The following is a 21,397-nucleotide window of genomic DNA, read 5'->3' as shown; positions in this document are numbered from 1 at the left end:
CATGGCGAAGTTCAAGATCAAGACCGGCGACCTGGTGCAGGTCATCTCCGGCAGCAAGGACAACAAGGGCAAGCAGGGCAAGGTCCTGCGCGTGATCCCCGAGACGTCCCGCGTGGTCGTGGAGGGCATCAACGTGATCACCCGCCACCGCAAGGCCTCCATGCAGGGCGAAGCCGGCGGCATCGACAAGGTCGAGGCCCCGATCCACGTGTCCAACGTGGCGCTCGTGGACCCGGAGACCAACAAGCCGACCCGCGTCGGCCACCGCACCGAGACCGTGGAGCGCGACGGACGCCAGAAGACCGTCCGCGTCCGCGTCTCCAAGAGCACCGGCAAGGACCTGTGATGACCGAAACCACCGAGATCAGCGTGTCCCCGCGCTTCAAGGACAAGTACCAGGAGACCGTCGTGCCCGCGCTGCAGGAGCAGTTCGGCTACGGCAACGTCATGGAGATCCCGCGCGTCGTCAAGGTCGTCGTGAACATGGGTGTCGGTGACGCCGCGAAGGACTCGAAGCTCATCGACGGCGCCGTCCGCGACCTCACCGCCATCACGGGCCAGAAGCCGCTCGTGACCCGGGCGAAGAAGTCCATCGCGCAGTTCAAGCTCCGCGAGGGCATGCCGATCGGCGCGCACACCACGCTGCGCGGCGACCGCATGTGGGAGTTCCTCGACCGCCTGGTGACCCTGGCCCTGCCGCGCATCCGCGACTTCCGCGGTCTGTCCGACCGCCAGTTCGACGGCAACGGCAACTACACCTTCGGCCTCACCGAGCAGTCCATGTTCCACGAGATCGACCAGGACCGCATCGACCGGGTCCGCGGCATGGACATCACGGTGGTCACCACCGCGAAGACCGACGACGAGGGCCGCGCGCTGCTGAAGGCGCTCGGCTTCCCCTTCAAGACCAACTAATCTCGCTACGTTCCAGGTCCGGCCGGGCGCCCACGGGCGCCGCCAGGTGCGGAAACCGGGACGAGGAAGGGCACGTGCCCCCAAAATGACAATGACAGATCCTGTCGCGGACATGCTGACGCGTCTGCGCAACGCCAACTCCGCCTACCACGACTCCGTGAGCATGCCGTACTCGAAGCTCAAGGCTCGCGTGGCGGACATCCTCAAGGCCGAGGGCTACATCGCGGACTACAAGGAGGAGGCGGCGGAGGTCGGTAAGACCCTCACGCTCTCCCTGAAGTTCGGCCCCAACCGGGAGCGCTCCATCGCGGGCGTCCGGCGCATCTCCAAGCCGGGCCTGCGCGTCTACGCCAAGTCCACCAACCTCCCCAAGGTCCTGGGCGGCCTGGGCATCGCCATCCTGTCCACCTCTTCCGGGCTGCTGACCGACAAGCAGGCCGCGAAGAAGGGCGTGGGCGGCGAAGTCCTCGCGTACGTCTGGTAACCCGGAACAGAAAGGAAGAGAACATGTCACGTATCGGACGTCTCCCCATCTCTGTGCCGGCCGGTGTGGAGATCAAGATCGACGGCAACGTCGTCTCCGTCAAGGGCGCCAAGGGCGAGCTGCAGCACACCGTTGCCAGCCCGATCACCGTCGCGCTCGACGACAGCACCCTCACCGTCACCCGACCCGACGACGAGCGCGAGTCCCGCTCGCTGCACGGTCTCACCCGCACCCTGATCGCCAACATGATCCAGGGCGTCACCCAGGGCTACACCAAGGGCATCGAGATCGTCGGCACCGGTTACCGCGTGCAGGCCAAGGGCCAGGACCTCGAGTTCGCCCTCGGCTACAGCCACCCGATCACCTTCAAGGCGCCGGAGGGCATCTCGTTCGCCGTCGAGGGCGTCAACAAGCTCTCGGTCAACGGCATCGACAAGCAGCAGGTCGGCGAGGTCGCCGCCAAGATCCGCAAGCTCCGCGCCCCCGAGCCCTACAAGGGCAAGGGCGTGCGGTACGCCGGCGAGCAGATCCGCCGCAAGGCCGGAAAGGCTGGTAAGTAACCATGGCTCTGAAGATCAAGGGCAAGTCCAAGGCCGCCGCCCGCAGCCGCCGCCACGTCCGGGTGCGCAAGCACCTGGCCGGCACGGCCGCGCGCCCGCGCCTGGTCGTCAACCGCTCCGCCCGCCACGTGTTCGTCCAGGTCGTCGACGACACCAAGGGTGTCACCGTCGCCTCGGCCTCCACCATGGAGGCCGACCTGCGCGGCGCCGACGCGGACAAGACCGCCAAGGCCAAGCGCGTGGGTGAGCTCGTGGCCGAGCGCGCCAAGGCCGCCGGTGTCGAGTCCGTCGTGTTCGACCGCGGCGGCAACAAGTACCACGGTCGCGTGGCGGCTGTCGCCGACGGCGCCCGCGAAGGAGGTCTGGCACTGTGAGCGAGCAGAACAACGAGAAGGAAACCCAGGTGACCGAAGCCAGCACTGCCTCCACGGAGGCGACCGGGGCCCAGCAGACCACCGAGGTCAACCGCTCCCAGGACTCCCGCGGCGACCGCGGGGGCCGTGGCGAGCGCGGCGGCCGCGGTGAGCGCGGGGGCCGTGGCGAGCGCGGCGGCCGCGGTGGCCGCGGCGGCCGCGACGAGGAGAAGGACAAGTTCCTCGAGCGCGTCGTGACCATCAACCGTGTCTCCAAGGTCGTCAAGGGCGGTCGTCGCTTCAGCTTCACCGCCCTCGTCGTCGTCGGCGACGGCAACGGCATGGTTGGCGTCGGCTACGGCAAGGCCAAGGAGGTGCCGGCGGCGATCTCGAAGGGCGTCGAGGAGGCGAAGAAGAACTTCTTCCGCGTCCCGCGCATCGAGGACCGCACGATCCCGCACCGCGTGCAGGGCGAGGCCGCCGCAGGCGTCGTCATGCTGCGCCCGGCGACCCCGGGTACCGGTGTGATCGCCGGTGGTCCGGTCCGCGCCGTGCTCGAGTGCGCCGGCATCCACGACGTGCTGTCGAAGTCCCTCGGCTCGTCGAACCAGATCAACATCGTGCACGCAACCATCGAGGCGCTCCGCCAGCTCGAGGAGCCGGCGGCCGTCGCGGCCCGTCGTGGGCTCCCGATGGACGAGGTCGTCCCCGGTCCGTTGCTGCGCTCGATCCAGAAGGCAGGTGCCTGATGTCCGGCAAGCGTATCCAGCCCGACGGCACGGAGCTGCGCATCACGCAGGTCCGGTCGGTGGTCGGCCAGAAGCAGAACATGCGCAACACCCTGCGGTCCCTCGGCCTCAAGCGGCCGGGCAACGTCGTGGTCCGCAAGGCCGACGGCGTGACCGCGGGCATGGTCAACACCGTCGCCCACCTGGTCAAGGTCGAGGAGGCCAAGTAACCATGGCAGAGAACACTGCTGAGAACACCGCTCAGAGCAATGAGAAGGTGCACGCGCTCAAGGTGCACCACCTGCGTCCGGCCCCGGGCGCGAAGACCGCCAAGACCCGCGTGGGTCGCGGTGAGGGCTCCAAGGGCAAGACCGCCGGCCGCGGCACCAAGGGCACCAGTGCCCGGTACCAGGTCAAGGCGGGCTTCGCGGGCGGGCAGCTTCCGCTGCACATGCGCCTGCCCAAGCTGCGCGGGTTCAAGAACCCGTTCCGCGTGGAGTACCAGGTCGTCAACCTGGACAAGCTCACCGAGCTCTTCCCGGAGGGTGGCGAGGTGACCGTGGAGTCGCTCGTGGCCCGCGGCGCCGTGCGCAAGAACCAGCCCGTCAAGGTCCTGGGCTCCGGCGAGATCGCGGTCGCGGTCGACGTGAAGGCGCACGCCTTCTCGGGTTCCGCCGCGGAGAAGATCGCCGCCGCCGGCGGCAGCACCACCGCGCTGTGAGCGCGGGCCGCGGGGCCGGGCGCACGCCCGGCCCCGCGGCACCCACGGATCAGGCCCCGTCCACGCCAGCGTGGGCGGGGCCTGATCCGTCAGCGGGCACGAGCCCGCCCCGTCGGCGCGCGCCCCCGGTGAGTCCCGGGCGGGCCGCGTTCGCTAGACTTGCCGGAGTCGTCCGCGCCCACCGGGCGCGGGGACCCCGGACCGAGCTCCCGCACCACCACACCCCCCGCCACCGCCACCGGATGCCGGTCGGACCCAGTCTCTAGGAGGACATGTGCTCAGCGCTTTCGGACGGGCGTTGCGAACCCCCGACCTGCGACGCAAGCTGGGGTTCACCCTCGCCCTCATCGTGCTCTACCGCCTGGGCACGTTCATCCCGGCGCCGGGCGTCGACTACGGCAACGTCCAGCAGTGCCTGGCCCTCGGGACCACGACGGGCGGCGTGTACGACATGGTGAACCTCTTCAGCGGCGGCGCGCTGCTGCAGCTGTCGGTCTTCGCCCTGGGCGTCATGCCCTACATCACCGCGAGCATCATCGTGCAGCTGCTGCGCGTGGTCATCCCACGCTTCCAGGAGCTGCACGAGGAGGGGGCGCAGGGGCAGACGCAGCTGACCCAGTACACCCGTTACCTCACCATCGGTCTCGCGCTGCTCAACGCCACCACGGTGGTCTCGCTCGCCCGGTCCGGCGCACTGCTGGGGGACTGCCCCCTGCCGATCATCCCGAACGACACCTGGCTGACCGTGCTGATCATCATCATCACGATGACCGCCGGCACGGCGATCATCATGTGGCTGGGGGAGCGGATCACGGAGAAGGGCGTGGGCAACGGCATGTCGCTGCTCATCTTCACGTCCATCGCCGCGACCTTCCCCTCCGCGCTGGGCGAGATCCTCCGCACCCGGGGCTGGGGCGTGTTCCTCTCCGTGCTGGCAGTGGGGCTCGTGGTGATCACCTGCGTGGTGTTCGTGGAGCAGTCCCAGCGCCGCGTGCCGGTGCAGTACGCCAAGCGGATGGTGGGCCGGCGCACGATCGGCGGGACCACCACCTACATCCCGCTCAAGGTCAACATGGCCGGTGTCATCCCCATCATCTTTGCGTCCTCGATGCTGATGCTCCCCGGCATGCTCGCCCAGTTCGGCATGCCGGACGACGGTACGGACATCCCCGGCTGGGTCAACTGGATCAACACCTACCTCGTCACCGGCGACCACCCCGTGTACATGGCGATGTACTTCCTGATGATCGTGTTCTTCACGTACTTCTACGTGTCGATCACGTTCAACCCGGAGGAGGTCTCCAACAACATGAAGCGCTACGGCGGCTTCATCCCGGGGATCCGCGCGGGACGGCCCACCGAGAAGTACCTCGCCTACGTGCTCAGCCGGATCACGTTCCCGGGTGCCCTCTACCTGGGCATCGTGTCGATGATCCCCCTCGTGGCGCTCGTGCTGATCGACGCGAACCAGAACTTCCCCTTCGGCGGTCCGTCGCTGCTGATCATGGTGGGCGTCGGCCTGGACACGGTGAAGCAGATCGAGGCCCAGCTGCAGCAGCGCAACTACGAGGGCCTGCTGCGCTGACCCCTCCCCGCCGTCCCCCGCCGGGGACGGCGGGCACGCCCCGGTAGACTGTGACCGCAGCCACCACCGACCGCAAGGAGACTTCATGACCCGCATGCTCATCATCGGACCGCCCGGCGCAGGCAAGGGCACGCAGGCCGTGCGCATCTCGGAGCGGCTCGGCATCCCGGCGATCTCCACCGGCGACATCTTCCGGGCCAACATCAAGGGCCGGACCCCCCTGGGGCAGGAGGCCAAGAGCTACATCGACGCCGGCGACCTCGTCCCGGACTCCGTGACCAACCGGATGGTCCGCGACCGTCTCGCCGAGACGGACACCGCCGACGGCTTCCTGCTCGACGGCTACCCGCGCAACGCCGCGCAGGTGGACGAGCTCGACGCCATCCTGGCCGAGCTGGGGCAGGAGCTCGACGTCGTGCTGAAGCTGACCGCCGACCGCGACGAGCTCGTCCAGCGGCTCCTCGGGCGGGCACAGAAGGAGGGGCGAACCGACGACACGGAGGCGGTCATCCGGCACCGCCTCGACGTGTACGACGCCGAGACGGCCGTGGTCGTCGACGTCTACGACCGGCGCGGCATCGTCCGCGAGGTCGACGGGCTCGGGACCGTCGACGAGGTCTCCCAGCGGATCATGACAGCGCTGTCCTGACGCACCGTCCCGCACCGCGCACGCCGTGACACCCCCGGACACCCCCGGGGGTCTCACGTTTAACCCACGACAGCCGCGAGCTCCCCGACCGGGGGAGCGGCTCGGAAGGAAGACCGCATGTTCGGCCGCCGCCGGATCGAGTACAAGACCCACGCCCAGCTGCGCACCATGCAGCGCGCCGGGGTGGTGACCTCCCGCGCCCTCGACGCCGCCGTGGCGGCCGCCGTGCCCGGCGCGACCACCGCGTCCCTCGACGACGTCTTCCGCTCCGTCCTCGACGAGCACGGGGCGAGCTCCAACTTCCTCGGCTACTTCGGCTACCCCGCCGCGGTGTGCGTGTCCGTCAACGAGGTGGTCGTCCACGGCATCCCGGGGGACCAGGTGCTGCAGGAGGGGGACATCCTCTCCGTGGACGGCGGGGCCGTGGTCGAGGGCTGGCACGGGGACTCCGCGCGCACCGTGCTCCTGGGCCGCCCGGACCCCGCGGACGCCGAGCTCTCCGACGTCACCCGCAACGCCATGTGGCACGGCATCGCGGCGGCGGCCACCGGCACGCACGTCGGCGACATCGGCGCGGCCGTGGAGGACTACGTGCGCAAGGCCTCCGGGCACCGCTTCGGGATCCTCGAGGAGTACGTGGGACACGGGATCGGGTCCAAGATGCACATGGCCCCCGACGTGCTCAACTTCCGCAGCACCGACCGCGGGCCCCGCCTGCGCGCCGGGATGGCACTGGCCATCGAGCCGATGCTCGTGCGCGGCGGGATCGGCACCCGCGTGCTCGACGACGAGTGGACCGTGGTCACCACCGACGGCGCCCGCTCCAGCCAGTGGGAGCACTCCGTGGCCCTGCACGCCGACGGCGTCTGGGTGCTCACCGCCGAGGACGGCGGGGCCTCGGAGCTCGAGCCCCTCGGCGTGCGCCCCGTCCCGATCCCGGAGGACCTGCCGTGACCGGGCAGCCCTCCACCACCCCGGACCCGCGACACCGCGAGGAGAACACCGTGGCCCAGCAGCCGCAGCAGAGCACCACCAGCACACCAGTCGAGCTCACCGTGAAGCCCCGGCCCGGTCAGCTGACCTTCGCCGCGCCGCGGCGCGGCAAGCCCCCGCGCCACCTCGCCGACTTCGACATGGCGGGCCGCCGGGAGTTCCTCGCCGAGCTGGGGCACCAGCCCTTCCGGGCGGGCCAGCTCTCCCGCCACTACTTCGACCGGTTCGCCACGGCCCCCGAGGACATGACCGACCTGCCCGCGGCCGGCCGGGAGGAGCTCGTCTCCCAGGCCCTGCCGACGCTGCTGACGACCGTGCGCAGCCTCGAGGCCGACCAGGGGGACACCGTCAAGAACGTGCACCGGTGCTTCGACGGCGCCACCGTGGAGTCCGTGCTCATGCGCTACACCCACCGGGTGACCATGTGCATCTCCTCCCAGGCCGGCTGCGGGATGAACTGTCCCTTCTGCGCGACCGGCCAGGCGGGCCTGACCCGCAACCTCTCGACCGCGGAGATGGTCGAGCAGGTCGTGCAGGGTGCGCGGATGCTGCGCGGCGGCAGGGTCGGCCGGGCCGAGCAGGAGCCGCTGCGCATCTCCAACATCGTGTTCATGGGCATGGGGGAGGCCCTCGCCAACTACAAGGCCTCCATCGGGGCGATCCACCGCCTCATCGACCCCTCCCCGGAGGGCCTCGGCATCTCGGCCCGCGGCATCACCATGTCCACGGTGGGTCTGGTGCCCGGGATCCGGAAGTTCACGCAGGAGAAGCTGCCGGTCACCCTGGCGCTGTCCCTGCACGCCCCGGACGACGAGCTGCGCGACGAGCTCATCCCGATCAACACCCGCTGGAAGGTCGACGAGGCCCTCGACGCCGCCTACGACTACTACCAGGCCACCGGCCGGCGGGTCTCGATCGAGTACGCCCTGATCCGCGACATCAACGACCACGGGTGGCGGGCCGACCTCCTCGGCGAGAAGCTCAACGCCCGCGGCGGGGGGTGGGTGCACGTGAACCCCATCCCGCTCAACCCGACCCCCGGCTCCAAGTGGACCGCGTCGCGGCCCGGCGTGGAGCAGAACTTCGTGGAGCGGCTCCGGGCCCACGGCATCCCCACCACCGTGCGGGACACCCGCGGCTCCGACATCGACGGGGCCTGCGGGCAGCTCGCCGCGACCGTCTGAGCGCCGTCGTCCCCGGCGGCGTCCCCGGCACCGTTTCCCGGGGGCGCCTCCCGCGTTGCGGGAGGCGCCCCCGATCCCGTAGAGTGTCCTGTTGGTTGTCTGTGCTCCAGCGATTCCGCACACTTCGGACCACGCCGACCTCACCGTGCACCACGAACGGTGATGGTGCGCGCGTACAGGTCCGCTGCGGCGTTTAACGACGATGTACACCCGAAACCCTGCTCGCCGCCCCGGCGGGGGGCACCTGAAGTTAGCGGAGGATATGGCCAAGAAAGACGGAGTCATCGAGATCGAAGGCACTGTGGTCGAGGCTCTGCCCAACGCGATGTTCCGCGTTGAGCTGAACAACGGTCACCTGGTCCTCGCCCACATCTCCGGGAAGATGCGACAGCACTACATCCGGATCCTCCCCGAGGACCGCGTGGTGGTGGAGCTGAGCCCGTACGACCTCACCCGCGGTCGTATCGTCTACCGCTACAAGTAGGACCGGCGGCCGTCCGGGCCGCACACCACTCGAGAGAACGACGCGAAGGAATGCGATGAAGGTCCAACCGAGCGTGAAGCCGATCTGCGACAAGTGCAAGGTGATCCGCCGCAACGGGCGGGTCATGGTGATCTGCGAGAACCCGCGCCACAAACAGCGTCAGGGCTGACCCGCCCCGAGCTGCCCACGCAAGTGGATCGACAAAGGCACCGCTCCCGACCGGAGAGATCCAGGCGGGCGCCCCCGGTACAGAGGCCGGGGACCGGAGGGGACATGACGTCCCCGACCGGACAGCGATGCTCCAGACCTCTGGTACACCACAAGGAGAACCGCCGATATGGCTCGTCTCGCAGGCGTCGACCTCCCCCGCGAAAAGCGGCTGGAAATTGCGCTCACCTACATCTACGGCGTGGGTCGCACCCGCGCGCTCGCCACCCTGGACGCCACCGGCATCTCGGGCGACCTGCGCGTGCGCGAACTCACCGATGCCCAGCTCGTGGAGCTGCGCGACTACATCGAGGACAACTACAAGGTCGAGGGTGACCTCCGCCGCGAGGTGGCCGCCGACATCCGCCGCAAGGTCGAGATCGGCAGCTACCAGGGCATCCGGCACCGCCGCGGCCTGCCCGTGCACGGTCAGCGCACCAAGACCAACGCCCGCACCCGCAAGGGTCCGAAGCGCACGGTCGCCGGCAAGAAGAAGTAGCCCGCTGCCGCTCGTGCGCCAGGACCCCGCGGTCCCCCGAGCGGCCCACCACCACTCTTCCCGAACTTTGTAGGAGATCTCCATGCCCCCGAAGACTCGCGCAGCGGCTGCCCGCAAGCCCCGCCGCAAGGACAAGAAGAACGTCACCCAGGGCCAGGCCCACATCAAGTCGACGTTCAACAACACCATCGTCACCATCACCGACCCCTCCGGCGCCGTCCTCTCCTGGTCGTCCGCCGGCGAGATGGGTTTCAAGGGCTCTCGCAAGTCCACCCCCTTCGCGGCCCAGATGGCCGCCGAGGCCGCCGCGAAGCGCGCGCAGGAGCACGGCATGCGCAAGGTCGACGTGTTCGTCAAGGGCCCCGGCTCCGGGCGCGAGACCGCCATCCGCTCCCTGCAGGCCACCGGCCTCGAGGTCGGCTCCATCTCGGACGTCACCCCGAGCGCGCACAACGGTTGCCGCCCGCCGAAGCGCCGCCGCGTCTGATGTGAGCACGCCCACCGGGACCCTGCGGGGTCCCGGTGCGCATGCCGACAACGGACCGGGCACCGGTCCGCACCCATCAACTGTTTTCCACCATTTGCGCGCGTCATATAGCGGATGCCCGCTGAAAGGAAACATCAGTGCTCATCGCACAGCGCCCCACCCTCTCTGAAGAGGTCGTGGCCGACAACCGGTCCCGCTTCGTGATCGAACCGCTCGAGCCCGGCTTCGGCTACACCCTCGGCAACTCCCTCCGCCGCACCCTCCTGTCCTCGATCCCCGGTGCCGCCGTGACCAGCATCCGGCTCGACGGGGTGCTCCACGAGTTCTCCACCGTGGAGGGCGTGAAGGAGGACGTCTCCGAGGTCATTCTCAACATCAAGAAGCTCGCCGTCTCCTCGGAGCAGGACGAGCCCGTCGTCGCCTACCTGCGCAAGCAGGGCCCCGGCGTCGTCACCGCCGCGGACATCACGGCCCCGGCCGGTGTGGAGATCCACAACCCGGACCTGCACATCGCGACCCTCAACGCGAAGGGCCAGCTCGAGCTCGAGCTGACCATCGAGCGCGGGCGCGGGTACGTCTCCGCCGCCCAGAACAAGGCCGGCGACGCGGAGATCGGCCGCATCCCGGTCGACTCGATCTACTCGCCCGTCCTGAAGGTGACCTTCCGCGTGGAGGCCACCCGTGTGGAGCAGCGCACCGACTTCGACAAGCTGGTCCTGGACGTGGAGACCAAGGAGGCCATCACCCCGCGTGACGCCGTGGCCTCCGCCGGCACCACCCTGGTCGAGCTGTTCGGTCTCGCCCGGGAGCTCAACACGGCCGCCGAGGGCATCGAGATCGGGCCCTCGCCGACGGACGCCGCGATGGCCGCCGACATGGCGCTGCCCATCGAGGACCTCGAGCTCACCGTGCGGTCCTACAACTGCCTCAAGCGCGAGGGCATCCACACCGTGGGTGAGCTCGTGGGCCGTTCCGAGGCGGACCTGATGGACATCCGCAACTTCGGCGCCAAGTCGATCGACGAGGTCAAGGCCAAGCTCGTCGACCTCGGGCTGTCCCTCAAGGACTCGCCCCCCGGTTTCGACCTCGCCGCTCGCGCCGCCGCGATCGACGACGAGAACCCGTTCGACGACGACGACCACTAGTCCTTCCCGCTGACGTCCCGACGGGTGCCCGCCCGGGCCGGGACACACTTCCAGGAGATCAACAACCATGCCTACTCCCACCAAGGGACCCCGCCTCGGAGGCGGACCCGCGCACGAGCGCCTGATGCTGGCGAACTTGTCGCAGCAGCTGTTCGAGCACAAGCGCATCACCACCACCGTGACCAAGGCGAAGCGGATGCGTCCCTACGCCGAGCGCCTGATCACCTTCGCCAAGCGCGGCGACCTGTCCGCCCGCCGTCGCGTGCTGGCGCAGCTGACCGACAAGTCCGTGGTGCACGAGCTGTTCACCACCATCGCCTCGGCGATGGAGGACCGCAACGGCGGCTACACCCGCATCACCAAGATCGGCAACCGCAAGGGCGACAACGCCCCCATGGCGGTCATCGAGCTCGTGATGGAGCCCGTCGCGACCAAGGCCACCGTGGCCGAGGCCGAGCGCGCCACCGAGAAGGCCGCCCCGGCCCCCGCCGCCCCGGTCGACACCCCGGCGGACTCCACCGCCGGTGAGGTCGCCGCCGAGGAGATCCCCGCCGACGAGCAGGCCCCCGAGGTCGGCTCCGAGCAGGCCGCCGAGGTCGCCGCCGAGAACTCCGACGCCGAGTTCCCCGGTTCGCACGCCCCGCTCGAGTCCGGCGAGACCCCCGAGGGCTTCGAGGTCAAGGGCAACAAGAACTCGATGAAGTACCACGTGCCCGGCTCGCGCTGGTACGCGGGCACCACCGCCGAGATCTGGTTCGACTCGCCGGCCAACGCCGAGGCCGCCGGCTTCCAGCCGGCCGGCGGCGCCGCCGCGCAGAAGCTGCGCTGACCGGACGACGCACGGACGGACACCGCGACGCCGCCGGGGACCTGGTCCCCGGCGGCGTCGTCGTGCCCGCCGGAGCCCCACCACCCCCTCCCAGGAGCTGACCATGAGCCTGTCCGATTCCCCCGTGCGCGTGCGGATCGACCTGGCCTACGACGGCGCGCCGTTCGCCGGGTGGGCCCGTCAGCCGGGCCTGCCCACCGTGCAGGGGGCCGTGGAGGACGCCCTCGCCGTGCTGGTCCGCCGGGACGTGCGGGTCGCGGTGGCCGGCCGGACGGACACCGGGGTGCACGCCCGCGGCCAGGTGGCGCACCTGGACCTGGCCCCGGCGGAGTGGACCGGTCTCGCCCGCGGCCGGGACGAGGACCCGGGGCATGCGCTCGAGCGCCGCCTCACCGGGGCCCTGGCCCACGTCCTGGGCCGCGGCCGCCGCGCGCAGGGCCTGCCCGAGTGCCCGGGCGCGGTCGTGGTCCGCCGCGCGGGCGCCGCCCCGGCCGGCTTCGACGCCCGCTTCTCCGCCGTCTCCCGCCGCTACAGCTACCGGATCGACGACGGCGCGGCGGGCCGGGACCCGCTGACCCGGCACCTGACGTGGTGGTCGAAGGACGTGCTCGACGTCCCCGTGATGGCCCGGGCGGCGCAGGAGCTGGTGGGGCTGCACGACTTCCTGTCCTTCTGCCGCCCCCGGGAGGGCGCCACGACGGTGCGGGAGGTCCTGGACGTGTCCGTCGAGCGGGACCGGGACGGGCTCGTGCTGCTGGGCATCGAGGCGGACGCCTTCTGCCACCACATGGTCCGCTCGGTCGTGGGCGCGGCCGCCCGCGTGGGCGCGGGCCGCGAGGACCCCGACTGGCTCGGCCGTCGGCTCGCGGAGCGGGTCCGGGACGCCAAGGCGCTGATGGCCCCGCCGCACGCCCTCGTGCTCGAGGAGGTCCGCTACCCCGGGGACGCCGCCCTGGGGGAGCGGGCCGAGCGCACCCGGGCGCGGCGCGCCCCGCTCGGCGACCCCGCCCGCGAGGATCTCCGAGGAGATCCCCGCGACGCTCCCCGGGCGCCCCGGCACGGCGGAGCGTGAACCGCCGCGGGCCCGGGCGCCCGCGGGGAGATTGACCGCCGCACCCTCCGGGTGTATGGCCCGAGTGGTCTTTGGCCGCTCCATCCGGTACCGTGGGGTGCTGTTGTGCGTGTCCCGCCTCGGTTCACGTGTACCCGGCTCCGCTGTCCCGTTGCAGGACGCCTGGCGGTCCGGTGCACCGGGGTCTCGGGCACCGGATGCAGCTCGGCCCTCACCCGAGCCCCGGACGGCACACCGAGAAACGGCGTGATCCCAACTAGCGCCACCGAGATAACCCGAACGAAGGCAAACTAACGTGCGTACGTACACCCCGAAGCCCGGTGACATCCAGCGCCAGTGGCACGTCATCGATGCCACCGACGTCGTCCTGGGTCGCCTTGCCAGCCAGACCGCAACGCTGCTGCGCGGAAAGCACAAGCCGACCTTTGCTCCCCACGTGGACGCCGGTGATTTCGTCATCATCATCAACGCCGAGAAGGTGGCCCTGACCGGCTCCAAGCTCGAGAAGAAGCGGGCCTACCGCCACTCCGGCTACCCGGGCGGGCTTAAGTCCAGCTCCTACGCCGAGCTGCTGGAGAAGCACCCGGTCCGCGCCGTGGAGAAGGCCATCCGTGGCATGCTCCCGAAGAACAAGCTGGCCGCCCAGCAGATGTCCAAGCTCAAGGTCTACGCCGGCCCGGAGCACCCCCACGGTGCCCAGCAGCCGCAGACCTTCGAGTTCACCCAGGTCGCCCAGTAACCGGGCCTACGACAGAAACGAGCGAGGAAAATCGTGGCTCAGAATACTGAAGAGCAGAACATCGTGGACGGCGAGGAGCAGCTGAGTAGCTACACCTCCGAGTCCTCCCCCGCGGAGGAGACCGAGGCCGCCGCCGAGCGCCCGGCCCTCACCGTCTCCGGCCAGGCCGTCGGCCGCCGCAAGGAGGCCGTCGCCCGCGTGCGCGTCGTCCCCGGCTCCGGCCAGTGGACCGTCAACGGCCGCACCCTGGAGAACTACTTCCCGAACAAGCTGCACCAGCAGGAGGTCAACGACCCCTTCAAGGTGCTGGAGCTCGAGGGCGCCTACGACGTCATCGCCCGCATCCACGGCGGTGGCCCCTCCGGCCAGGCCGGTGCCCTGCGCCACGGCGTGGCGCGCGCCCTGAACGAGATCGACCTCGAGAACAACCGCCCGACCCTCAAGAAGGCCGGCTTCCTGACCCGCGACCCGCGCGTCATCGAGCGCAAGAAGGCCGGTCTCAAGAAGGCCCGCAAGGCTCCGCAGTACTCGAAGCGCTGATCGGAGGGCCTCCCGGCTCGCCCCCAGCGTCACGGACCCCGTCCGACACCGGTGCACACCGGTGTCGGACGGGGTCCGTTCGTTTCTGCCCGCCTGCCGGTGTCCGGGCCGCGGGGAACGTAGGATGGGGGCGATGTCTAGATTATTCGGAACGGACGGCGTGCGCGGGCTCGCGAACGACCTCCTCACAGCCAACATGACCCTGGACCTGGCCCAGGCCGCCGCGATCGTGCTCGGCCACGGCCACGCACGCGAAGGGCGGCGCCCCACGGCGGTCGTCGCCCGGGACGGGCGGGCCAGCGGGGAGTTCCTCAGCGCCGCCGTGACCGCGGGTCTCGCCGGGTCGGGCGTGGACGTCCACGACGCCGGGGTCCTGCCGACCCCCGCGCTGGCCTACCTGGTGGCGGACCTCGACGCCGACTTCGGCGTGATGATCTCCGCCTCGCACAACCCGGCCCCCGACAACGGGATCAAGTTCCTGGCCCACGGCGGGCGGAAGCTCCCGGACCGGGTGGAGGACGAGATCCAGCAGGTCTTCGAGTCCGGCGACTTCCGGCGCCCCACCGGCGCCGGGGTCGGGCGCATCCACCTGCTCACGGACGCCGAGGACCGCTACGTCCTGCACCTGGTGGGGGCCATCCCGCACCGGCTCGAGGGGATGCGCGTGGTCCTGGACTGCGCCAACGGCGCCGCCAGCGGGGTCTCGCCGGACGCCTTCCGCGGCGCGGGCGCCGACGTGCACGTCATCGGCGCGGAGCCCGACGGCCTGAACATCAACGACGGCTGCGGCTCGACCCACCTGGAGCCCCTCCAGCGGGCCGTCGTCGAGCTCGGGGCCGACCTCGGGATCGCCCACGACGGCGACGCCGACCGCTGCCTCGCCGTGGACGCCACCGGCCGCGAGGTCGACGGGGATCAGATCATGGCGATCCTCGCCCTGGCGCTCAAGGACGCGGGCCGGCTCGTCGAGGACACGCTCGTGGCCACCGTGATGAGCAACCTCGGCCTCAAGCTGGCCCTGCGGGACGCGGGCATCGACGTGCGGGAGACCGCCGTGGGGGACCGCTACGTCCTCGAGACGATGACCGAGCACGGGTACAACCTGGGCGGCGAGCAGTCCGGCCACGTGATCATGTCTGACTACGCCACCACCGGCGACGGGCTGCTGACCGGGCTGATGCTGGCCTCGCGCGTGGCCCAGACCCGCGCACCGCTCGCGGAGCTGGCCCGCGTGATGACGCGGCTGCCGCAGGTGCTGCTCAACGTGCGCGGGGTGGACCGCACCGCGGTGGGCTCCAACCCCGGCGTGCAGGCGGCCGTCGCGGAGGTCGAGCAGCGCCTCGGCGAGACAGGCCGCGTGCTGCTGCGCCCCTCGGGGACCGAGCCGGTGGTCCGCGTGATGGTCGAGGCGGCCTCCGAGGAGATCGCCCGGGCCGAGACGGAGTTCCTCGCGTCCGTCGTGGAGCGCGAGCTGGCCCTCACCGTCTGAGCCGGCCCCGCCGGACGCCGGAGGCCCGCACCGTGTACACGGTGCGGGCCTCCGGCGTCCGGCAGGATCGGGATCAGGTGCGCCGGCGCAGGGCGTCGCGGATCTCGGTGAGCAGCTGCACCTGGGCGTCGGCCTCCTCCTCGGTGGGATCGATGCCGAGCCGGCGGTTGCGGCCCTCGATCATCTTCTTCATCGGCAGCACGATGGCGAAGTACACGGCGGCGGCCACGAGCAGGAAGTTGACGAGCGCGGTGAGCAGCACGCCGAACCTGATGTCGTTGCCGTTGACGGTGAGCACCGCGAACGAGTCGAAGTCGGGCGAGCCGACCAGCGCGGAGATGAGCGGCATGAGCACCGCCTCGACCATGGCGTTGACGACCTGGGCGAACGCCGCGCCGATGATCACGGCGACGGCCAGATCGAGCACGTTGCCCTTCATGATGAATTCTCGGAACCCCTTGAGCATGGCCACAGACTAGCCGGGCGCGGGCGGTCCGTAGTCCGGGGCCGGCGGCAGGCCGGAGAACTCCTCGAGCGTCGCGGCGCCCGAGCGCGCGAGCTCTTGGGCCCGCTCCGGGCCGAGGTAGCGCAGGTGCCACGGCTCGTACCAGTAGCCGGTGGTGCCGTGCTCGCCCCAGGGGTAGCGGACCACGAAGCCGTGCTCCGGCCCGTGCTCGGCCACCCACGCGGCGGTGGCCGTCCCGTCGAAGCACACGCGCAGGTCGCACTGGGAGCCGTCACCGACGTCCACCGCCAGCCCCGTCTGGTGCTCCGAGTGGCCCGGGCGGGCGGACGCCGTGTCGGCGGCCTCCGGGCCTTTCTGCGCCACCCACCCGGCGTACGTGCGGGACTGCTCGGCGAAGGAGCGGTAGCCCGACACGATCCGGACCGGCACGCCGTCCGCCCGGGCCGCGGCCAGCAGCGTGCGCGCCGCGGCGGCCGCCTCGGGGCGCAGCAGGTGCCCCTCGACGTCCTCGAGGGCGGCGGGAGCCCAGTCCTGCGGGTCCAGGGGCCGCCGCTTGTTGACCACCACGGCGAGCGAGGCGGGGTCGTCTAGCTCCGGGCGCGGTCCCGGGTCCCGGCCGGGGGCGGGCGCCGGTGCCTGCGACGCCGTGCCGGAGGCGGACGCCGGCCCGGACGGGGACGCCTGAGCCGGCAGGGACGCAAGACCGGACCCGGGCGGGGCGGGCGCGGTCGGTGCCGTGGTGGCGCCGGAGAGTTCCGGCGGGGCCGGGGGAGCGCCCCCGGGATCAGGTGCGCACCCGGCCACGAGCACCGCGGCGGCGAGCAGGAGGGCGCCGGCGCGCAGGGCGTCCATCAGTTCTTGCGCAGCAGCACGCGCCGGATCGAGTGGTCGGAGTCCTTGGAGAGGATCAGCCGGGCGCGGCCGCGCGTCGGCTGCACGTTCTCGATCAGGTTCGGCTCGTTGATCCGCCGCCAGATGCCGGTGGCGGTGGCCACGGCCTTCTCGTCGGAGAGGTCGGCGTAGCGGTGGAAGTAGGAGCCGGGGTCGGCGAACGCCGAGGAGCGCAGGGCCTGGAACCGCTCCACGTACCAGCGCTCGATGTCCGCGGGCCGGGCGTCCACGTAGATCGAGAAGTCGAAGAAGTCGCTCAGGGCGAGGGCGGCCCGGTCCCCGGGGCCCACCTTGGCGGGGGCGAGCACGTTGAGCCCCTCGATGATGACCACGTCCGGGCGGGTCACCACGACCTCCTCGCCGGGCAGGATGTCGTAGCTGTGGTGCGAGTACTTGGGCGCCCGCACCTCGGGGGCGCCCGACTTGATCTTCGCGACGAAGCGCAGCAGGGCGCGGCGGTCGTAGGACTCCGGGAAGCCCTTGCGGTCCATGAGCCCGCGGCGCTGCAGCTCCGCGTTGGGGTACAGGAACCCGTCCGTGGTGATGAGCTGCACGTGGGGGGTGGACGGCCACCGGGACAGCAGCTCGCGCAGGAGGCGGGCCGTGGTGGACTTGCCGGCGGCCACGGAGCCGGCGATGCCGATCACGAACGGGGTCCGGGCGTGCTCCTCGCCGAGGAACGCGTTGGTCGAGGCGTTGAGCCGGTTCGACGACTCGTCGTAGAGGGTCAGCAGCCGCGAGATGGGGAGGTACACCTCGCGGACCTCCGCGACGTCGAGCCGGTCGCCGAGGCCGCGCAGGTTCTCGATCTCCCGAGAGGTGAGGGGAACGTCGATCTCGTGGGAGAGTCTCGACCAGGTCTGCCGGTCGAGCTCCACGAAGGGCGAGGCGCGTTCGCTCAGCGTAGATGCGGTCATCGACCACAGTCTAGACCGCACCCCGGCGCCCGAGGTGTACCGGAGACAGGCCCCGTACCCGGGTGTAGATTTGGTCCCGATCCGGTATTCGCCGTGAGGGAACTCACAGCAGTGCACGGCGCGTGCGCTCCGCCGGTGGAGGACCACCCCGCTCGAGAGTCAGGACAGGACCATGGCGACGGCAACGACCTCAGGGACCACAGCGCCGGCGGGAGGGCGGTCGACGGCGGCCCGCGCGCACGTGCAGCGCTTCGGCACGTTCCTCTCGGGAATGATCATGCCCAACATCGGAGCGTTCATCGCCTGGGGGCTGATCACCGCGTTCTTCATCGAGGCGGGCTTCACCCCCTTCGGCCCGCTGGGCGGATTCGGCGAGAACGCCGAGGGCGAGCCGTACACGGGCCTGGTCGGCCCGATGATCACCTACCTCCTGCCGCTGCTGATCGCCTACACGGGCGGGCGGATGGTCTACGACGTCCGCGGCGGCGTGGTCGGGGCGATCGCCACGATGGGCGTGATCGTGGGCACCGACATCCCCATGTTCATCGGGGCGATGCTCATGGGCCCGCTGACCGCGTGGGTGATGAAGAAGGTCGACGCCATCTGGGACGGGAAGATCAAGCCCGGCTTCGAGATGCTCGTGAACAACTTCTCCGCCGGCATCCTGGCCGCGGCCATGGCCATCTTCGGCTTCTTCCTGATCGGCCCCGCCGTGCTGGCCTTCTCCAACGCGGCCGCCTCGGCGGTGGACTTCCTGGTCACCCGGGGGCTGCTGCCGCTGACCTCGATCCTCATCGAGCCCGCGAAAGTGCTGTTCCTCAACAACGCGATCAACCACGGCATCCTCACCCCCCTGGGCACCGCCCAGGCCCTGGAGGAGGGCAAGTCGATCCTGTTCCTGCTCGAGGCCAACCCCGGCCCCGGTCTGGGCATCCTGCTGGCCTACACGGTCTTCGGCCGCGGCGCCGCGCGCGCCTCGGCCCCCGGCGCGGCCCTGATCCACTTCGTGGGCGGCATCCACGAGATCTACTTCCCGTACGTGCTGATGAAGCCGGCGCTGATCCTGGCGGCGATCGCGGGAGGCATGACGGGCATCTTCACGCTGACCCTGTTCGACGCGGGCCTGCGCGCCCCGGCCGCCCCGGGCTCGATCATCGCGATCTTCGCCCAGGCCACCACCGACAGCTACGTGGGCGTGGCCCTCGCGGTGACGGCCGCGACCGCCGTGTCCTTCTTCGTGGCCTCGATCATCCTCAAGGCCTCCAAGGACAAGGGCGAGGGGGACCTCACCGAGGCCACCTCCCGGATGGAGGGGATGAAGGGCAAGAAGAGCTCCGTGTCCTCCGCGATCGTCGGCACCAGCGGCGGCGCGGACACCGGCGGGACCCCCGCACATGAGCTGGCCGACGGCGGACCGGTGCAGCGCATCGTGTTCGCGTGCGACGCCGGCATGGGATCCTCCGCGATGGGCGCCTCCGTGCTGCGGAACAAGGTCAAGGCGGCCGGGTTCGCCGACGTCAAGGTCACCAACGCGGCGATCGCCAACCTCACCGACGACTTCGACATCGTGGTCACCCACCAGGACCTGGCCACGCGGGCCCGGCCGAAGGTGCCCAGCGCCTCGGTGGTGACCGTCGACAACTTCATGGGCAGCCCCCGCTACGACGAGATCGTCGAGGCCGTGCAGCAGCGCAACGGCGCCGCCGTCCCGGCGGGCGGCGGCGCGGCGGCGGCCACGGCCGGCGGCGGGGGAGCGGCCACCGGCGGCGACACCGTGGCCGCGGACCCGGGCGAGGGCGCCGGGACGTCCGGGGACGCCACCGTCCTCACCAGGGACCGGATCGTCATGGACGGCGGCGCGCGCAACGCCGCGCAGGCCATCGACGAGGCCGGCGGCCTGCTGGTGGCGGCCGGTGCCGTGACCGACGCGTACGTGGCCTCCATGCACGAGCGCGAGGAGTCGGTGTCCACCTTCATGGGCAACGGTCTCGCCATCCCGCACGGCACCAACCAGGCGAAGGACAGCATCCGCTCCTCGGCCCTGTCGGTCGTGCGCTACCCCGAGGGCCTGGACTGGAACGGCAAGCCTGTCACCTGGGTGATCGGCATCGCAGGCAAGGACAACGAGCACCTCGCGATCCTCTCCCGGGTCGCGAAGATCTTCGGCAACAAGGAGAAGGTGCGCCAGCTGGACGAGGCGAGGACCGCCGACGAAGTGCTCGACCTGCTGGGGAAGGTGAACGACTGATGAAGTGCGTCCACTTCGGGGCGGGCAACATCGGCCGCGGCTTCGTCGGCCTGCTCATGCACCGCTCGGGCTACGAGGTCGTGTTCGCCGACGTGGCGGCCCCGCTGATCGACGCGCTGGCGTCGACCCCCAGCTACACCGTGCACGAGGTCGGCGCCGGCTCCCGCGACACGGTCGTCGAGGGGTACCGGGCGCTCAACTCGGCGGACGACCCGGAGTCCGTGGTCGCCGAGATCGCCACGGCGGACGTGGTCACCACGGCCGTGGGCGCGCACATCCTCCGGTTCGTGGCGCCGCTCGTGGCGCGCGGCATCGCCGCGCGCCCGGACGGCGCCGCCCCCGTGGCGGTCATGGCGTGCGAGAACGCCCTGTCCGCCACCGACCTGCTCGCCGAGGCCGTCCGCGCCGAGTACGGCGGCGAGGACCTCGACCGGCGGGCGGTGTTCGCCAACACCGCCGTCGACCGGATCGTGCCCCAGCAGGACGGCGGCGGGCTCGACGTGGTCGTGGAGCAGTTCCACGAGTGGGTCATCGACCGCACCCCGTTCGCGGGGAGCGAGCCGGCCATCGAGGGGGCGACCTACGTCGACGACCTCGTGCCCTACATCGAGCGCAAGCTGTTCACGGTCAACACCGGCCACGCCGCGTGCGCGTACTTCGGCTACCGGGCCGGCCGGCACCGCATCGCGGAGGCGATCGCCGACCCCGGGATCCGGGAGCGGGTCGCGGCGGCGCTCGCGGAGACGCAGGCGCTGCTCGTGGCCAAGCACGGGTTCGACGAGCAGGAGCACGGACGCTACGTCGCGAAGATCCTCGACCGCTTCGCCAACGAGCACCTCCCCGACACCGTCGAGCGCGTGGGCCGCGCCCCGCTGCGCAAGCTCGGCCGGCACGAGCGGTTCGTGGGCCCGGCGGCCGAGCTGGCCGAACGGGGCCTCGGCACCGACGGGCTGCAGGCGGCCGTGGGGGCCGCCCTGCGCTTCGACCCGGCCGACGACCCGGAGGCCGTCCGGCTGGGCGAGCTCCTCGACACGCTGGAGCCGGCCGACGCCGTCCGGGAGATCACGGGACTGGACGCCGAGCACCCGCTCTTCCCGCCGCTCGAGGCGCTGGTGGCCGACGCCGTCCGGGAGCGGCGGGGCTGACCGAGCCCCACGGAAGGGCCCACAGACGGGCCGGGCCGTGTCCCTAGAAGAGGCGGGAACACGGCCC

The 21,397-nt window shown here is 71.0% G+C and carries 27 protein-coding genes; 24 read left to right on the top strand and 3 right to left on the bottom strand.

What is annotated here, in order from left to right; all coding sequences use genetic code 11:
• Window position 1: 1 nt before the first annotated feature.
• The 22 genes from rplX (at window position 2) to glmM (ending at window position 15,663) form a co-directional block, all read left to right on the top strand.
• Window positions 2-346 (top strand): 50S ribosomal protein L24, encoded by a 345-nt coding sequence (gene rplX / locus RF647_RS16805; protein WP_109268117.1) that lies wholly within the window; start codon window positions 2-4, stop codon window positions 344-346.
• Window positions 346-915 carry a 50S ribosomal protein L5 gene (gene rplE, locus RF647_RS16800; RefSeq protein ID WP_017833308.1) on the top strand — a complete coding sequence of 190 codons (570 nt, stop codon included), beginning with the start codon at window positions 346-348 and terminating at the stop codon, window positions 913-915. Before rplX ends, rplE begins: the two co-directional genes overlap by 1 nt.
• A gap of 85 nt (window positions 916-1,000) precedes the next feature.
• The gene (gene rpsH, locus RF647_RS16795) at window positions 1,001-1,399 is read left to right on the top strand and encodes a 30S ribosomal protein S8 (protein WP_017833309.1); all 399 of its coding nucleotides are present in this window, start codon (window positions 1,001-1,003) and stop codon (window positions 1,397-1,399) included.
• A 23-nt stretch (window positions 1,400-1,422) separates the two neighbouring features.
• Complete coding sequence (rplF, locus tag RF647_RS16790) at window positions 1,423-1,959, top strand: 50S ribosomal protein L6 (RefSeq protein ID WP_031282950.1); 537 nt, start codon at window positions 1,423-1,425, stop codon at window positions 1,957-1,959.
• A gap of 2 nt (window positions 1,960-1,961) precedes the next feature.
• Window positions 1,962-2,333: a 50S ribosomal protein L18 gene (gene rplR, locus RF647_RS16785; RefSeq protein WP_017833311.1), complete on the top strand. Its 372-nt coding sequence runs from the start codon at window positions 1,962-1,964 to the stop codon at window positions 2,331-2,333.
• A complete protein-coding gene (gene rpsE / locus RF647_RS16780; RefSeq protein ID WP_368812723.1) occupies window positions 2,330-3,061 on the top strand; it encodes a 30S ribosomal protein S5 in 732 nt (243 codons plus the stop codon). Before rplR ends, rpsE begins: the two co-directional genes overlap by 4 nt.
• Entirely contained in the window at window positions 3,061-3,270 is a 210-nt protein-coding gene (gene rpmD, locus RF647_RS16775) for a 50S ribosomal protein L30 (RefSeq protein WP_017833313.1), read from the top strand. Before rpsE ends, rpmD begins: the two co-directional genes overlap by 1 nt.
• Window positions 3,271-3,272: 2 nt before the next feature.
• Window positions 3,273-3,761 carry a 50S ribosomal protein L15 gene (gene rplO, locus RF647_RS16770; RefSeq protein WP_133409341.1) on the top strand — a complete coding sequence of 163 codons (489 nt, stop codon included), beginning with the start codon at window positions 3,273-3,275 and terminating at the stop codon, window positions 3,759-3,761.
• Between the two features lie 274 nt (window positions 3,762-4,035).
• Window positions 4,036-5,346: a preprotein translocase subunit SecY gene (gene secY, locus RF647_RS16765; protein WP_031282952.1), complete on the top strand. Its 1,311-nt coding sequence runs from the start codon at window positions 4,036-4,038 to the stop codon at window positions 5,344-5,346.
• Window positions 5,347-5,431: 85 nt separating this feature from the next.
• Complete coding sequence (locus RF647_RS16760; protein WP_133409342.1) at window positions 5,432-5,995, top strand: adenylate kinase; 564 nt, start codon at window positions 5,432-5,434, stop codon at window positions 5,993-5,995.
• A 117-nt stretch (window positions 5,996-6,112) separates the two neighbouring features.
• Window positions 6,113-6,949, top strand: a complete 837-nt coding sequence (map, locus tag RF647_RS16755) for a type I methionyl aminopeptidase (protein WP_368796623.1) — start codon at window positions 6,113-6,115, stop codon at window positions 6,947-6,949.
• 50 nt (window positions 6,950-6,999) lie between these two features.
• A complete protein-coding gene (rlmN, locus tag RF647_RS16750) occupies window positions 7,000-8,172 on the top strand; it encodes a 23S rRNA (adenine(2503)-C(2))-methyltransferase RlmN (protein WP_031282953.1) in 1,173 nt (390 codons plus the stop codon).
• A gap of 262 nt (window positions 8,173-8,434) precedes the next feature.
• Window positions 8,435-8,656: a translation initiation factor IF-1 gene (gene infA / locus RF647_RS16745; RefSeq protein WP_017833319.1), complete on the top strand. Its 222-nt coding sequence runs from the start codon at window positions 8,435-8,437 to the stop codon at window positions 8,654-8,656.
• A 55-nt stretch (window positions 8,657-8,711) separates the two neighbouring features.
• A complete protein-coding gene (rpmJ, locus tag RF647_RS16740; protein WP_017833320.1) occupies window positions 8,712-8,825 on the top strand; it encodes a 50S ribosomal protein L36 in 114 nt (37 codons plus the stop codon).
• A 168-nt stretch (window positions 8,826-8,993) separates the two neighbouring features.
• On the top strand, window positions 8,994-9,362 hold the full coding sequence (gene rpsM / locus RF647_RS16735) for a 30S ribosomal protein S13 (protein WP_017833321.1): 369 nt from the start codon (window positions 8,994-8,996) through the stop codon (window positions 9,360-9,362).
• Between the two features lie 82 nt (window positions 9,363-9,444).
• Window positions 9,445-9,849, top strand: a complete 405-nt coding sequence (gene rpsK, locus RF647_RS16730) for a 30S ribosomal protein S11 (RefSeq protein WP_017833322.1) — start codon at window positions 9,445-9,447, stop codon at window positions 9,847-9,849.
• Window positions 9,850-9,986: 137 nt separating this feature from the next.
• Window positions 9,987-10,994, top strand: coding sequence for a DNA-directed RNA polymerase subunit alpha (locus RF647_RS16725; RefSeq protein WP_017833323.1), 1,008 nt, complete (start codon window positions 9,987-9,989; stop codon window positions 10,992-10,994).
• A 67-nt stretch (window positions 10,995-11,061) separates the two neighbouring features.
• Entirely contained in the window at window positions 11,062-11,823 is a 762-nt protein-coding gene (gene rplQ / locus RF647_RS16720; protein ID WP_368812722.1) for a 50S ribosomal protein L17, read from the top strand.
• A gap of 103 nt (window positions 11,824-11,926) precedes the next feature.
• Window positions 11,927-12,895: a tRNA pseudouridine(38-40) synthase TruA gene (locus RF647_RS16715; RefSeq protein WP_368812721.1), complete on the top strand. Its 969-nt coding sequence runs from the start codon at window positions 11,927-11,929 to the stop codon at window positions 12,893-12,895.
• 295 nt (window positions 12,896-13,190) lie between these two features.
• Window positions 13,191-13,634, top strand: coding sequence for a 50S ribosomal protein L13 (gene rplM / locus RF647_RS16710; protein ID WP_017833326.1), 444 nt, complete (start codon window positions 13,191-13,193; stop codon window positions 13,632-13,634).
• A gap of 33 nt (window positions 13,635-13,667) precedes the next feature.
• Window positions 13,668-14,174 carry a 30S ribosomal protein S9 gene (rpsI, locus tag RF647_RS16705; protein WP_031282957.1) on the top strand — a complete coding sequence of 169 codons (507 nt, stop codon included), beginning with the start codon at window positions 13,668-13,670 and terminating at the stop codon, window positions 14,172-14,174.
• A 133-nt stretch (window positions 14,175-14,307) separates the two neighbouring features.
• Window positions 14,308-15,663, top strand: a complete 1,356-nt coding sequence (gene glmM / locus RF647_RS16700; RefSeq protein ID WP_368812720.1) for a phosphoglucosamine mutase — start codon at window positions 14,308-14,310, stop codon at window positions 15,661-15,663.
• A 73-nt stretch (window positions 15,664-15,736) separates the two neighbouring features.
• Here the strand turns inward: glmM and mscL are convergent, their stop codons facing one another.
• Genes mscL through coaA form a run of 3 tightly spaced genes read right to left on the bottom strand, consistent with a single transcriptional unit; the run spans window position 15,737 to window position 17,937 of the window.
• Window positions 15,737-16,129, bottom strand: a complete 393-nt coding sequence (gene mscL / locus RF647_RS16695; RefSeq protein ID WP_368812719.1) for a large conductance mechanosensitive channel protein MscL — start codon at window positions 16,127-16,129, stop codon at window positions 15,737-15,739.
• A gap of 9 nt (window positions 16,130-16,138) precedes the next feature.
• Window positions 16,139-16,981, bottom strand: a complete 843-nt coding sequence (locus RF647_RS16690; RefSeq protein WP_368812718.1) for a M15 family metallopeptidase — start codon at window positions 16,979-16,981, stop codon at window positions 16,139-16,141.
• Window positions 16,981-17,937 carry a type I pantothenate kinase gene (gene coaA, locus RF647_RS16685; protein ID WP_031282962.1) on the bottom strand — a complete coding sequence of 319 codons (957 nt, stop codon included), beginning with the start codon at window positions 17,935-17,937 and terminating at the stop codon, window positions 16,981-16,983. Before coaA ends, RF647_RS16690 begins: the two co-directional genes overlap by 1 nt.
• A 172-nt stretch (window positions 17,938-18,109) precedes the next feature.
• Between coaA and RF647_RS16680 the strand changes: the two genes are divergently transcribed.
• Together RF647_RS16680 and RF647_RS16675 are read left to right on the top strand one after the other, a co-directional pair.
• The gene (locus RF647_RS16680; RefSeq protein WP_368812717.1) at window positions 18,110-20,185 is read left to right on the top strand and encodes a PTS mannitol transporter subunit IICBA; all 2,076 of its coding nucleotides are present in this window, start codon (window positions 18,110-18,112) and stop codon (window positions 20,183-20,185) included.
• Window positions 20,185-21,330, top strand: coding sequence for a mannitol-1-phosphate 5-dehydrogenase (locus RF647_RS16675; RefSeq protein ID WP_133409349.1), 1,146 nt, complete (start codon window positions 20,185-20,187; stop codon window positions 21,328-21,330). The genes RF647_RS16680 and RF647_RS16675 overlap by 1 nt, the downstream gene beginning before the upstream one ends.
• The last annotated feature ends 67 nt before the right edge of the window (window positions 21,331-21,397 follow it).

It is taken from the genome of Kocuria sp. CPCC 205263, from assembly GCF_040981075.1.
GTDB classification, from domain to species: domain Bacteria; phylum Actinomycetota; class Actinomycetes; order Actinomycetales; family Micrococcaceae; genus Kocuria; species Kocuria rosea.
This window is presented reverse-complemented; position numbering and strand designations above follow the sequence as displayed.

Excerpts from the sequence above, each read along its gene's own strand:
- rpmD (WP_017833313.1), top strand. The coding sequence starts at position 3,061 with ATGTCCGGCAAGCGTATCCAGCCCGACGGCACGGAGCTGCGCATCACG.
- rpsK (WP_017833322.1), top strand. The coding sequence starts at position 9,445 with ATGCCCCCGAAGACTCGCGCAGCGGCTGCCCGCAAGCCCCGCCGCAAG.
- glmM (WP_368812720.1), top strand. The coding sequence starts at position 14,308 with ATGTCTAGATTATTCGGAACGGACGGCGTGCGCGGGCTCGCGAACGAC.
- rplF (WP_031282950.1), top strand. The coding sequence starts at position 1,423 with ATGTCACGTATCGGACGTCTCCCCATCTCTGTGCCGGCCGGTGTGGAG.
- RF647_RS16675 (WP_133409349.1), top strand. The coding sequence starts at position 20,185 with ATGAAGTGCGTCCACTTCGGGGCGGGCAACATCGGCCGCGGCTTCGTC.
- rplX (WP_109268117.1), top strand. The coding sequence starts at position 2 with ATGGCGAAGTTCAAGATCAAGACCGGCGACCTGGTGCAGGTCATCTCC.
- rpsH (WP_017833309.1), top strand. The coding sequence starts at position 1,001 with ATGACAATGACAGATCCTGTCGCGGACATGCTGACGCGTCTGCGCAAC.
- RF647_RS16680 (WP_368812717.1), top strand. The coding sequence starts at position 18,110 with ATGGCGACGGCAACGACCTCAGGGACCACAGCGCCGGCGGGAGGGCGG.
- rpsM (WP_017833321.1), top strand. The coding sequence starts at position 8,994 with ATGGCTCGTCTCGCAGGCGTCGACCTCCCCCGCGAAAAGCGGCTGGAA.
- rplO (WP_133409341.1), top strand. The coding sequence starts at position 3,273 with ATGGCAGAGAACACTGCTGAGAACACCGCTCAGAGCAATGAGAAGGTG.
- rplE (WP_017833308.1), top strand. The coding sequence starts at position 346 with ATGACCGAAACCACCGAGATCAGCGTGTCCCCGCGCTTCAAGGACAAG.
- RF647_RS16760 (WP_133409342.1), top strand. The coding sequence starts at position 5,432 with ATGACCCGCATGCTCATCATCGGACCGCCCGGCGCAGGCAAGGGCACG.
- rplQ (WP_368812722.1), top strand. The coding sequence starts at position 11,062 with ATGCCTACTCCCACCAAGGGACCCCGCCTCGGAGGCGGACCCGCGCAC.
- infA (WP_017833319.1), top strand. The coding sequence starts at position 8,435 with ATGGCCAAGAAAGACGGAGTCATCGAGATCGAAGGCACTGTGGTCGAG.
- rpmJ (WP_017833320.1), top strand. The coding sequence starts at position 8,712 with ATGAAGGTCCAACCGAGCGTGAAGCCGATCTGCGACAAGTGCAAGGTG.
- coaA (WP_031282962.1), bottom strand. The coding sequence starts at position 17,937 with ATGACCGCATCTACGCTGAGCGAACGCGCCTCGCCCTTCGTGGAGCTC.
- RF647_RS16690 (WP_368812718.1), bottom strand. The coding sequence starts at position 16,981 with ATGGACGCCCTGCGCGCCGGCGCCCTCCTGCTCGCCGCCGCGGTGCTC.
- map (WP_368796623.1), top strand. The coding sequence starts at position 6,113 with ATGTTCGGCCGCCGCCGGATCGAGTACAAGACCCACGCCCAGCTGCGC.
- RF647_RS16715 (WP_368812721.1), top strand. The coding sequence starts at position 11,927 with ATGAGCCTGTCCGATTCCCCCGTGCGCGTGCGGATCGACCTGGCCTAC.
- mscL (WP_368812719.1), bottom strand. The coding sequence starts at position 16,129 with ATGCTCAAGGGGTTCCGAGAATTCATCATGAAGGGCAACGTGCTCGAT.
- rplR (WP_017833311.1), top strand. The coding sequence starts at position 1,962 with ATGGCTCTGAAGATCAAGGGCAAGTCCAAGGCCGCCGCCCGCAGCCGC.